The organism is Mesorhizobium metallidurans STM 2683, from assembly GCF_000350085.1.
In the GTDB taxonomy this organism is placed as follows: domain Bacteria; phylum Pseudomonadota; class Alphaproteobacteria; order Rhizobiales; family Rhizobiaceae; genus Mesorhizobium; species Mesorhizobium metallidurans.
In genome coordinates, this window is the sequence record NZ_CAUM01000101.1 from 40,535 (window position 1) to 52,747 (window position 12,213).

Genomic DNA, 12,213 nt, shown 5'->3' on the forward strand with positions numbered 1-12,213 from the left:
TGGGTGCCGGACATTTGAACGTCCGCCGGCCGCCGCTTGAGCGCCATGACGGTGCCGCCCGCTGCCACAATGGCGCGGTTTGCTGCGGACCTTTCCATGATTGCGCTTGAAGCCATCGTAACCAGCGGATCCTTTTTGAACCAAAGCCCGGAAAATCCGGACCAGCTTGTTTGCTCGTACAGAGCCGGCGCGGAACAATCCCGGCCGTTTTCCTCACGCAGGCGCTTCCCCCGCCACGGGCCTACACCTGCGAAATTCGTCGCGATCACCTGATGCCTTTTCGCCTGAAGCGAAGGAGCCGCCTTTCGTCTGACCTGATAGCAGGAAGCTGCGGAAGAGGACGGTTCCAGGATTGCAGTGATCCACCATCGCTTTTATGATTTGGCGGGTTGGAAGGCAACCCCGATTTCCGATGCCGGCAAAAAGCAGTTCCGTTACGGCAGGTACAGGGTTTTCGGCCTTGCATGAAAAGGCTTGGTTAACCTTCTCTGGATACCAATCGTTAATCGAGTTCGCGGCTTAACCGGCATTTCGACAGACGCCGACTCTTAAGTAATGAAGAGATTGGGCGTCTGGCGCCAAACGGAGCGACCGGAAAGAAATGGGACTGACAGGCCTCACAGACAAGGGCAGGCGTGTCGGAGGCATTTTCTTCCGAGCCGCCTGCCTGCTGTTGTTGTTTGCCGCTTGTCTGGCTTTCCCGCCGGTTTCCTTTGCCGTCGAGACGCCGCTCCGCGCGACGAGCTACAAGATGGCCGGCGATGCCACCAAGATGCGCATCGTCGTCAGTTTCGATCGCGAACCCGACATCAAATGGTTCCTCCTGCGCGGTCCCAACCGCCTGGTCATCGACCTGCCAAGCACGCGATTCGCCGTCAATGCCAAGGATGTGAAGGCGCGTGGCCTGGTCAGGAACGTGCGTTACGGCGATCTCGGCGAGGGGGTCTCGCGGCTGATCCTCACCGGCAAAGGCCCATTCGCCATAGACAGGCTCGATGTGCTCAAGAACGAGGACGGCAACGGCTACCGGATCGCCATCGACATGTCGGCTGCGTCGGCGCGGGAATTCGATGTAGCACTTGCCAATCAGGCACTGACCACCGGTTCGACGGTCTCCGCCGACAAGGGCGGCCGGGTCGGCACCGGGCCGATCTCCAATCCGGGCCATCGCTTCACCGTCGTCATCGATCCCGGCCATGGCGGCATCGACGGCGGCGCCGAGGGCCTGAACGGCACGATCGAAAAGAACGTCACGCTCGCCTTCGCCAATGAATTGCGCGACAAACTTGCCGCGGTCGGCAAATACGACGTGTTCATGACGCGCGAGAGCGACCAGTTCCTGCGGCTGGACGACCGGGTGCGCATTGCCCGCCAGCACGAGGCCGACCTGCTCATCTCGATCCACGCCGACACGATCAGCCTCAAGGGCATCCGCGGCGCGACCGTTTACACCGTCTCCGACAAGGCTTCCGACCCCGAAGCCCAGGCGCTTGCCGACCGTGAAAACCTCTCCGACCAGTTCGCCGGCATGGAGATCAAGAACGACAACAAGGAAGTGACCGACATCCTGATCGACCTGATCCGCCGCGAGACGCACAGTTTCTCGATGAGTTTCGCCCATACTCTGGTCGGTCAGCTTTCCAGCAGCGTCGGCCTCATCAACAATCCGCAGCGTTCGGCCGGCTTCAAGGTGCTGAAGGCGCCGGATGTGCCTTCCGTGCTGGTCGAACTCGGCTATCTCTCCAATGCCAAGGACGAGGCGCAACTGCTCAGCGCCGACTGGCGCGGCAAGGCGGCCCAGAGCATAGCCAACGCCGTCGCGCTGTTTGCCTCGGCCAAGACCGGAACAGGAACCGGAGGCTGATATGCCGGCCGTCGCCCACAACCAGGGGCAGCGTTGCACGGTGACAACACCCTGTGCTTTTATATCAGGTATTCGAAACCGAAATCCTGGCCTGCCGTATTTTACCCACATGGTGGCGACATGGGTTTTCGAATGCGGATCGGGATCGTCTCGAAAGCTTGCGCGAAAGGCGGCTTCGTTTAGGAAATTCCCGAACCAAGGACTGGAGCGGGCATGATTCGTCTCATTGGCTATTTCTTCGGCATCGGCACCGCGCTGGCCCTTTTGGTCGCGGCGGGCGTGGCGATCTATATCAGCCATTTGTCGAAGGGTCTGCCCGACTACGAGGTCCTGGCCAAGTATGAGCCGCCGGTGACGACCCGCATCCATGCGTCGGACGGCGCGCTGATGGCCGAATATGCGCGCGAGCGGCGCCTGTATCTGCCGATCCAGGCGGTTCCGGATCGCGTCAAGGCGGCCTTCCTGTCGGCCGAAGACAAGAATTTCTACAACCACCCCGGCATCGACATGACCGGCCTTGGCCGCGCGGTCCTGGTCAATCTGCAGAATTTCGGATCGGGCAAACGCCAGGTCGGCGCCTCGACCATCACCCAGCAGGTGGCGAAGAATTTCCTGTTGACCTCGGATCAGACATACGAGCGCAAGATCAAGGAGATGATCCTCGCCTTCCGCATCGAGCAGGCCTATTCGAAGGACCGGATTCTCGAACTCTATCTCAACGAGATCTTCTTCGGCTTCGGAGCCTATGGCGTCGCCGGCGCCGCGCTTACCTATTACGACAAGTCGGTGAACGAGCTCACCGTGGCGGAAGCGGCCTATCTGGCGTCCTTGCCGAAAGGGCCTAACAACTACCATCCCTTCAAGTATACCGCCCGCGCCATCGAGCGCCGCAACTGGGTCATCGACCAGATGGTCGACAATGGCTACGTCACGCGAGAAGAGGGCGAGAAGGCCAAGGCCGAGCCGCTCGGCGTCACGCCGCGCCGCACCGGCACCTATCTGTTCGCCGGCGAATATTTCACCGAGGAAGTGCGCCGCCAGATCATCGCGCGCTATGGCGAGAACGCGCTCTACGAGGGCGGCCTGTCGGTCCGCACGACCCTCGATCCGAAGATGCAACTCATCGCCCGCAAGGCCATGCAGAACGGCCTGATGAAGTTCGACACGCTGCGCGGCTATCGCGGACCGGTGACGACTATTGACGTATCCGGCGACTGGGGGGTGGCGCTGGGCGACGTCAAGGGGCTGGAGGACGTGCCCGAATGGTCGCTCGCGGTCGTTCTCGACAGTTCGGCAAGCGGCCTGTCCATTGGCCTCCAGCCAACGCGGCAGATCTCGGGCGACCTGGTGAAGGATCGCATCGAAGGCACCGTCAGCCGCGAGGACATGAGCTTCGCCATGCGTCATGTGGTCGATGGCAAGACCGTCAGGGCGAGATCGCCGGCGGACGTGCTGAAGCCGGGCGACGTCATCTTCGTCCAGAAGAACGACGGTTCGGACAGCGCCTACAGCCTGCGCCAGGTTCCCGAAGTGGAAGGCGGCATGATCGCCATGGATCCGCACACCGGCCGCGTTCTGGCCATGGTCGGCGGCTTCTCCTACGCGCAGTCCGAATTCAACCGTGCGACGCAGGCCATGCGGCAGCCGGGTTCATCGTTCAAGCCGATAGTCTATTCGGCCGCCCTCGACAACGGCTATACGCCGGCCTCGGTGATCATGGACGGGCCGATCACCATCCAGAGCGGCAACACGACCTGGACGCCGAAGAATTACGACGGAACGGTGGCGGGGCCGGCGACCTTGCGGTCCGGCATCGAGAAGTCGCGCAATCTGATGACGGTGCGCCTTGCCAACGATATGGGCATGAAGCTGGTCGTGGAATATGCCGAGCGCTTCGGCGTCTATGACAATCTGGCGCCGTATCTGCCGATGGCGCTGGGTTCGGGCGAGACGACCGTGATGCGCATGGTGTCGGCCTATTCGATCATGGCCAATGGCGGCAAGTCGATCAAACCGTCGCTGATCGACCGCATCCAGGACCGCTACGGCAAGACGGTGTTCAAGCAGGACGAGCGCGGCTGCGAAAATTGCAACGCTGCCGAATGGCAAAACCAGCCAGAGCCGGAACTGGTCGACAATTCCGAGCAGGTGCTCGATCCGATGACCGCCTATCAGATCACTTCGATGATGGAGGGCGTCGTCGAGCGCGGTACCGGCGCCACCATCGCCGAGCTCGGCCGTCACATCGCCGGCAAGACCGGAACGACAAACGACGAGAAGGATGCCTGGTTCATCGGCTACACGCCTAATCTCGTCGTCGGCCTTTATATGGGTTACGATCAGCCGAAAGGTCTCGGCAAAGGCGCGACCGGTGGCGGCCTCGCCGCGCCGATCTTCAAGGACTTCATGCGCGTGGCGCTGGACGGCACGCCCAATGTCGATTTCCAGGTTCCCGAAGGCATGAAGCTGATCGCCATCAATCGCAAGACCGGCATGCGTGCCGGCGAGGACGCCGCGGGCACCATTATCGAAGCCTTCAAGCCGGGCACCGGTCCCGCCGACAGCTATTGGGTGATCGGCATGGGTGCGGACGGATCCAACGCTTCTGGCGGGTCGCTGTCGCCACAGGCCAACCAGGCCATCCAGTCAGGCGGCGGCGGCCTCTACTAATGGCGCTGGGCCGGCCTTCGAGCCGGCCCATTCTGCTTTACAGGCAGCGGTGCCGCCCCTATGTATCGCGCCGACCCAAGCTCTATCTTAGAGACTGTTTCGAAATTCGCTCGGGCGAGTCATATGGTGGTGGTTTCGAGAACCGGAGCGCAGCGGACATTTGGGTCCGTGAGCACCGGAAGCGCAGAAAACGCCATCAGATGGCCGCCAGAGTAGAATTTCCAAACGGTCTCTAAGCAACAGGGCACCATTTCAAGCACAGGACAGAACGAGCAGCCATGCGCGCGGAAACGCAAAACATCGTCGACGAAATCAGGCAGGCGATAACCCTGCTGAGGAGGCATCTTTGACTGGGATCAGGCCATAAAGCGGCTTGAATACCTGAATGTGCGCGCCGAGGATTCAAGCCTCTGGAACGAACCTCTGGAAGCGCAGAAGATGATGCGCGAGCGCCAGGGCCTCGAGGAAGGCATCGCAGCGGTCAAAGGTCTCACTCAAGCGCTGGACGACAATGTAGGCCTGATCGAGCTTGGCGAGGAAGAGGGCGATGAGAGCGTCGTCGCCGAGGCTGAAGCTTCGATCCGTTCGATGCGCGGCGAAGCAAAGGCCCGCCAGATCGAAACGCTGCTTTCGGGCGAGGCGGACGCCAACGACACCTATCTCGAAATCCATGCCGGCGCGGGCGGCACCGAGAGCCAGGACTGGGCCTCGATGCTTCTGCGCATGTACACGCGCTGGGCAGAGCGGCGCCGCTTCAAGGTGGAGGTGCTGGAAGTGCATGACGGCGAAGAGGCCGGCATCAAGTCCGCCACGCTGCTGATCAAGGGCCATAACGCCTATGGCTGGCTGAAGACGGAATCCGGCGTCCACCGTCTCGTGCGCATTTCGCCCTATGACAGCAATGCGCGCCGTCATACGTCTTTCGCCAGCGTCTGGGTCTATCCGGTCATCGACGACACGATCGAGATCGACGTTTCCGAATCCGATGTCCGCATCGACACCTACCGCTCATCCGGATCGGGCGGCCAGCACGTCAATACCACCGATTCGGCGGTCCGCATCACACATCTCGCCACCGGCATTGCGGTCGCCTGCCAGGCCGAACGCTCCCAGCACAAGAACAAGGCGAAGGCATGGGAGATGCTGCGCTCGCGGCTCTACGAGGAAGAGCTGAAGAAGCGCGAGGCGGTGGCCAATGCCACCGAAGCGTCGAAGAGCGACATCGGCTGGGGCCACCAGATCCGCTCCTACGTGCTGCAGCCCTATCAGTTGGTGAAGGATCTGCGCACCGGCGTCGAGAGCACAAGCCCGTCGAGCGTGCTGGATGGCGACCTCGACGATTTCATGGAAGCCTCGCTGTCGCAGCGCATCGAGGGCGGCGCCGGCGAAGTGGTGGCTGACATCGATTGACGGCTGGTGCGCCGCCATGTCGTTGAGCAGGCCGACTCGGTTCCAGATTTGGAGCCGAATGTCGAAAAACGACTTATAACAGGGTGTTCTAATATTTTATCATTCGTGCGCGATCCCTCCTGGAACCGTTTGCGGTTTGCGGAATTGATGCGCAGTCGGTTATTTGGCTGAGTATCAGCAATTTCTTGCGCCGGCCAAGGAATCAGCCCAGCATCAAGGCTTGGGAGAAAAAGCATTTATGGCCGGACGCGGCGTATCTGCGACCTGACGATCCGGCCACTGGGAAGACACGTTCCGGGCGGGCAAGCGAAACGCTTGATAACTCGTTTGATAGGACTGCGCCCATGCCTGCTTCAATGACCCGATCGGCTTCAACCGTACAAACGGCGGGCCGGCTGCTGTTTTCCCGATTCCTGTTCTACTTGTTCACGACCGGAGCGATCGTGGTGCTGACGGCGCCTGCGTTTGCACACGATGCCGAGCCGACCGCTGCGATGCCGCAAGGCTGGAGTTATCCACTCGCCTGCTGTGCGAGCTATGATTGCCGCACGGCCAATACAGGCGAAGTCTTGGAAAAACCTGAGGGCTACGTGATTGCCGGCACGGGTGAGGTTGTTCCCATGACCGACAAGCGCGTCAAGGACAGCCCGGATGGCGAGTTCCACTGGTGCGCTCGTCAGGCCGGTCTCGACGCCGGCAAGACCATCTGCCTGTTCGTGCCGCCGCGCTCCTACTGAACACATCAGGCGGATTTCGTCGGTGACGGGCTGTTGACGGAGGGTTGTCAGCAAGGCTCGTCTATGGTGCCTTGTCGCCTCGGGTGCGGCGGACAAGCACGAGGGACTTTTTCATGGTCATCAAGGCAAGCTGCCACTGCGGAGCGACGACATTCGAGGTTTCGCAAGCACCGCAAACCGTAACGCAATGCACCTGTTCCTTCTGCTCGAAGCGCGGTTCGTTGTGGGCCTACTACACCCCATCGCAGTTCAAGCTCACCAGCCCGATCGAGAATGTTTCCTTCTATCGGTGGGGATCGAAGACCGTAAAGCATGGATTCTGCGCCACCTGCGGCTGCGGCACTTTCACCGAAACGCCGGACTGGTCAACCGGCAAGCCGGATTTCGACAATCCCAAGGTCAGTGTGAACTCGCGCCTGTTCGACGACTTCGACCTCGACAAGGTCGAAGTCGTCATCATCGACGGTAAGAATCTCTGGTAGCCGATCGCCTGACGCAGCGGCCGTGGATTGAGCGGGAAAAGCCATGGCCAGCCGCTTTTCCCGTTCCGCTTTTCGCCGCATTTCATGCTACAACGAGGCAGGAAGGGCTGATTTGGCGCGCCTTCGGCGTGACCGCGGTTTGGAGAGGGACGACCCCAATGAAAAAGACTGTGCTCGTCGTTGTGGCGACGGCTGTACTCGTGAGCGCCTGCACCACCACCGATCCCTATACTGGTGATCAGAAGATCTCCAACACCGCGGCCGGCGTCGGTCTCGGCGCGCTGGCCGGCGCGGGCGTCGGCCTGCTCGCCGGCGGCAATGATCGCCGCAATGCACTGATCGGTGCCGGTATCGGTGCGCTTGCCGGCGGCGCCATCGGCGCCACCATGGACCAGAACGAGGCGGAACTGCGCCGGCAACTTGAGGGAACCGGCGTCAGCGTCACCCGCACCGGCGACCAGATCATCCTCAACATGCCGTCCGACATCACCTTCAACGTCGACCAGGATGCGGTGAAGCCTGGCTTCTATCCCGTCCTGAATTCGGTGGCGCTTGTGCTGAAGAAGTTCAAGCAGACCACGGTCGACGTATTCGGCCACACTGATTCTACCGGCAGCGCCGAGTACAATTTCGACCTGTCGCAGCGCCGCGCTTTGGCGGTGGCCAACTATCTGTCAGGGCAGGGCGTCGATTCCCGCCGCTTCGCTGTCACCGGCTTCGGCAAGACGCGCCCGATCGCCTCAAATGCCACCACCGAGGGCCGGGCGCAGAACCGCCGCGTCGAGATCCAGCTTTCGCCGCTCACCTGAGCAAAGCCGACAGAACGAAAACGGCCCCGGAAGGGGCCGTTTTGTTGGGCGTCCAAAGGACGCGCGGTGCTGGTGTCAGACCTTGGCGACGATCCGCATGAAGGCTGGCATGTCGTCACCGAAGCCGACGGTCGCGTCATTGTCTTCCTGACGGTGGCGGGCAGGGCGGTCGCGCTGCGGCTTGGTGTCGCCACGTTCCGGCGTCCGCTGCGCACTGCGGTCGGACGGAGCCTTCCGTTCAGGTGAAGCTTGGCGTTCGTTGTTTTCCGAACGGATCGCTTCCTTGCGCGCGCGCCGCTCGCCGATATCGGCGACCGCCGCCTCGGCCACATCAGGCTGTTCCTCGCGCGTGGCTTCCTGTGCCGCTTCTTCGCTGTGCCCGGCACGGCGCTCGCGTGGCTTGCGCTCGCCCCTATCCTTGCGGTCGTCGTCCTTGCGGCCGGCGCGGCGCGGCGCGCCACGGCCACGACGCGGCGCTTCGTCCTCGCCTTCGCTGGCGACCACCGTCGACAAATCGCCGTCATGCCACTCGATCTTGGTGCCGATCAGTCGCTCGATGGCGTCGATGTATTTGGTGTCCGACTTGGTGGCGATGGTGAAGGATTTTCCCGAGCGTCCGGCGCGGCCGGTACGGCCGATGCGATGGACATAGTCTTCGGCGTGGATCGGTACGTCATAGTTGAAGACATGGCTGACATCGGGAATGTCGAGGCCGCGCGCCGCGACGTCCGAGGCGACGAGATACCGCAACTTGCCGTCGCGGAAATTGGCCAGCATCTGCATGCGCGCGCGCTGGTCCATGTCGCCATGCAGCGCGCCGGCGTCGAAATCATACTTAAGCAACGAGCGGAAAAGTTCCGAGACCTCGACCTTGCGATTGCAGAAGATGATGGCGTTCTTGAGTTCGGCGTCTTCGGCCTTGATCAGGTTGCGCAGCGTCTCGCGCTTGTCCCACGGCTTCGAGCCGGACTTGACTAGCCGCTGAACGATATTGGTGGCAGCGGACGCGGCCTTCGAGACCTCGACGCGCACCGGCGCATGCAGGAATTTTTCGGTGAGCTTGGTGATCTCCGGCGGCATCGTCGCCGAGAAGAACAAAGTCTGGCGCGTGAACGGGATCATCTCGCAGATACGCTCGATGTCGGGGATGAAGCCCATGTCGAGCATGCGGTCGGCCTCGTCGATAACGAGAATCTCTACGCCGTTGAGCAGCAGTTTTCCGCGCTCGCGATGGTCGAGCAGGCGGCCGGGAGTAGCGATCAGCACGTCGGCGCCGCGTTCCAGCTTCTTGTCCTGCTCGTCGAAGGACACGCCGCCGATCAAAAGCGCGATGTTGAGCTTGTGGTTCTTGCCGTATTTGACGAAGTTTTCCTCGACCTGTGCGGCAAGCTCGCGCGTCGGCTCCAAAATCAGCGTGCGTGGCATGCGGGCGCGGGCGCGGCCTTTTTCCAGCCGGGTGAGCATCGGCAGCACGAAGGAAGCCGTTTTGCCGGTGCCGGTCTGGGCTATGCCCAGCACGTCCTTGCCAAGCAAGGCGTGCGGGATGGCGCCAGCCTGGATTGGCGTCGGCTGGGTGTATCCGGCATCGGTGACTGCGGAAAGAACCTTTGGCGACAGGCCAAGGTCTGCGAAAGTCAACGCTTCATGAGCGATCTGAGTGTCTGAGGACAAGTGTTGGCTGTCTTTGGCTGGTTCGGGGGCGCAACGGTAGCCGTCGCGGCAAGCGCCACGCGCCTGCGTTATTGTGCATTGCGATAGGCGGAAGCCCGCGATTTGTCAACAGAAACAGGCGGGAGCAGCACGATTGTGAAGTCGTAACCTTAATCCTAAGGCTTAATCATGATGGCGGGCATGCGCCGGCTCAATAGCGGAATTGCTCGGCAAGGATGCGTTCGTTCCACGAATGGTTGGGATCGAACAGCAGCGTCGCCGTCGCGTTCGGTGATTCCCTGACCGTGACCGAGGTCACCGCCTTGACTTCGGTGTGGTCGGCGGCGGCGTTCACCGGCCGCTTTTCCGGCTCCAGAATGTCGAAGCGTATGGTCGCCTTGTTGGAGAGCAGCGCGCCGCGCCAGCGGCGCGGACGAAACGGGCTGACCGGGGTCAGTGCCAGCAGCGGCGCGTCGAGCGGCAGGATCGGCCCGTGCGCGGACAGATTGTAGGCGGTCGAGCCGGCCGGCGTCGCGATCATCACGCCGTCGCAGTTCAACTCCTCCAGCCGCTCCTGCCCGTCCACGGTAATGCGGATCTTGGCCGTCTGGTAGGACTGGCGCCACAGCGCGACCTCGTTGATCGCCAGTGCCGAGACGGTTTCGCCTTGATGCGTCACCGCTTGCATCTCCAGCGGACGGATGGTTTCGGCCACAGTCGCGGCGATGCGCTCCGCCAGGCCGCCGACGCGGTATTCGTTCATCAGGAAGCCGATGGTGCCACGGTTCATGCCGTAGACCTTCTTTCCCGTGCTCATCGTGTCGCGCAAGGTCTGCAGCAGAAAGCCGTCGCCACCCAGCGCAACGATGACCTCTGCCTTCTCGACCGATGCCTGGCCATAGCGCGCCGAAAGGCTCTCCAGCGCCGCATTGGCGTCGGCGGTGCCGGATGAGACGAAGGCGAAAGGACTGGCGGCTTTGCTCATGGCTCCCGAATGGCGGCCGGTTGCTGGGGCTGCGCCAGCGCCGGGGTAGCATGGGCAGGCATTTCTGCAAAGGGAGGCGCTGCCCGTCCAGTGCGGCGCCAATGCATGTCGCGCAAAAGCGAAAGTGCGTCGCATCGATCCGATCAAACGCGACACGCTTTAGGCGATTGCTCGCGCATCGTGTCGCGGGACAAGCGAATGTGATGGTTAAGGCCAGGCTTAAACTCTCGTAAAGTCGGATCGGTCATGTTAGCCGGCACTGGACGGGCGGCGTGGGGGCTAACCAGTCGAGGCCGATCTATTGCCACTGGCACGCCTGATTATCGTCTTCCTGATGCTGGGAGGTTTCGCCCTGGCTTTTGCTCAACTAGTGCGCCAGTCCGAAGAAATGAGTTTCAGGCCTCAGCCCACGGCTTCACGCTGCGGCGACACCGCCGGCACACCGTGCCCGCAAAGGGCGCTGTGAATTCGCCAGGCTCCTGAACGCGCCGCATGAATTCCTTCAGGCGCCAAGGTCGCTCATTGCAATTGCGGCCCGTCGCGATCTAGATGAACGCTGTGGCGGAAAAAGACACATGGCCTTGGATGGCCTGACGTCGAGGCTTGAAGTTTCCATGGCGGGCAGCGTGTTGGTTTCAGGAGGCTGCGGCTTCATAGGCTCGCACTTGATCGATCGCCTGTTGCTGCGCGCCGATTTGGAGGCCTTGGTTGTCGTCGACAATCTGTGGACCGGCTCGCGGCAAAACATCGCGCATATCGCCGACCCGCGCCTGAGCCTGGAAATCCAGGACGTCGAGAGCTTCCGCTCCGATCGACGCTTCGACGAGATCATTCACCTTGCCTCGCCTGCGTCGCCAGCCTGGTTCATGCGCGAGCCGGCCCGCACCATCAAGGCCAATGTCGGCGGCGCCCTCAATCTTCTGCCGCTGCTCAAGCCGGGCGGCCGCTTCTGTTTCACCTCGACCTCTGAAGTCTACGGCGATCCGCTGATCTCGCCGCAGCCCGAGAGCTACAGAGGCTCCGTGGATTGCACCGGACCCAGATCGTCATACGACGAGAGCAAGCGCTGCACGGAGGCACTGCTGTTCGAGGCGCAACGTGTCGAGGGTCTCGACATTCGCGTGGCCAGGCTCTTCAACACCTATGGACCGCGAACCCGCACTGACGACGGCCGCGCGATTTCGAACTTCATAAACCAAGCAGTGACAACCGGTATCCTGACCGTCTACGGCGACGGTTCGCAATCGCGAAGCTGGGGCTATGTCGACGATATTGTGGACGGGCTGGAGCGGCTTTTCTGGCGCGACGATCTCTCATACCGAGGCCCGCTGAACATCGGCAACGACAACGAGGTGTCCGTGCTGCAGATCGCAAGATTCGTCTGCTCGCTGGTTCCGGGCAGTTCCATCGAGCACCATGCGCCACTGCCTCAGGATCCGACGAATCGTTGTCCGGACCTAACCCTGGCCAGGCGGGTTCTGCCCGGCTGGGAGGCGAAGACCGGCTACCAGGACGGCATCGAGCGCACGCTGGAATGGGTTCGGAAAGAGATTGCGGCTGTCGAAGCTGCCCCGGGCGCTCAATGACGCCTGATACGGCGACAGGA

At 61.9% G+C, this 12,213-nt stretch carries 9 protein-coding genes; 7 read left to right on the forward strand and 2 right to left on the reverse strand.

The annotated features are described in order from the left end of the window. Nucleotides 1-601 precede the first annotated feature (601 nt). The 6 genes from MESS2_RS16855 to MESS2_RS16880 all read left to right on the forward strand — a co-directional run bounded on the left by MESS2_RS16855 (nt 602) and on the right by MESS2_RS16880 (nt 7,972). Complete coding sequence (locus tag MESS2_RS16855; protein WP_008875597.1) at nt 602-1,864, forward strand: N-acetylmuramoyl-L-alanine amidase; 1,263 nt, start codon at nt 602-604, stop codon at nt 1,862-1,864. Nucleotides 1,865-2,077: 213 nt separating this feature from the next. Continuing rightward, nucleotides 2,078-4,534, forward strand: coding sequence for a penicillin-binding protein 1A (locus MESS2_RS16860; RefSeq protein ID WP_008875598.1), 2,457 nt, complete (start codon nt 2,078-2,080; stop codon nt 4,532-4,534). Nucleotides 4,535-4,812: 278 nt separating this feature from the next. Continuing rightward, nucleotides 4,813-5,944 (forward strand): peptide chain release factor 2 gene (gene prfB / locus MESS2_RS16865; protein WP_157357745.1). Its coding sequence is split into 2 segments (ribosomal slippage): nt 4,813-4,878 and nt 4,880-5,944, totalling 1,131 coding nucleotides; the frame shifts between segments, so codons are not numbered across the junction. Nucleotides 5,945-6,288: 344 nt separating this feature from the next. Continuing rightward, entirely contained in the window at nt 6,289-6,681 is a 393-nt protein-coding gene (locus tag MESS2_RS16870; protein WP_008875601.1) for a hypothetical protein, read from the forward strand. A 113-nt stretch (nt 6,682-6,794) separates the two neighbouring features. Continuing rightward, nucleotides 6,795-7,163, forward strand: coding sequence for a GFA family protein (locus MESS2_RS16875; RefSeq protein WP_008875602.1), 369 nt, complete (start codon nt 6,795-6,797; stop codon nt 7,161-7,163). A gap of 158 nt (nt 7,164-7,321) precedes the next feature. Continuing rightward, complete coding sequence (locus tag MESS2_RS16880; RefSeq protein ID WP_008875603.1) at nt 7,322-7,972, forward strand: YiaD family glycine zipper/OmpA-like lipoprotein; 651 nt, start codon at nt 7,322-7,324, stop codon at nt 7,970-7,972. A gap of 75 nt (nt 7,973-8,047) precedes the next feature. Here MESS2_RS16880 and MESS2_RS16885 read toward each other — a convergent pair whose 3' ends face one another. Further along, entirely contained in the window at nt 8,048-9,643 is a 1,596-nt protein-coding gene (locus tag MESS2_RS16885; protein ID WP_008875605.1) for a DEAD/DEAH box helicase, read from the reverse strand. Between the two features lie 190 nt (nt 9,644-9,833). Further along, entirely contained in the window at nt 9,834-10,607 is a 774-nt protein-coding gene (locus MESS2_RS16890; RefSeq protein ID WP_008875606.1) for an NAD kinase, read from the reverse strand. A 614-nt stretch (nt 10,608-11,221) separates the two neighbouring features. On the opposite strand from MESS2_RS16890, the gene MESS2_RS16895 reads away from it, so the two are divergent. After that, complete coding sequence (locus MESS2_RS16895) at nt 11,222-12,193, forward strand: NAD-dependent epimerase/dehydratase family protein (RefSeq protein ID WP_040593354.1); 972 nt, start codon at nt 11,222-11,224, stop codon at nt 12,191-12,193. Nucleotides 12,194-12,213 lie beyond the last annotated feature (20 nt).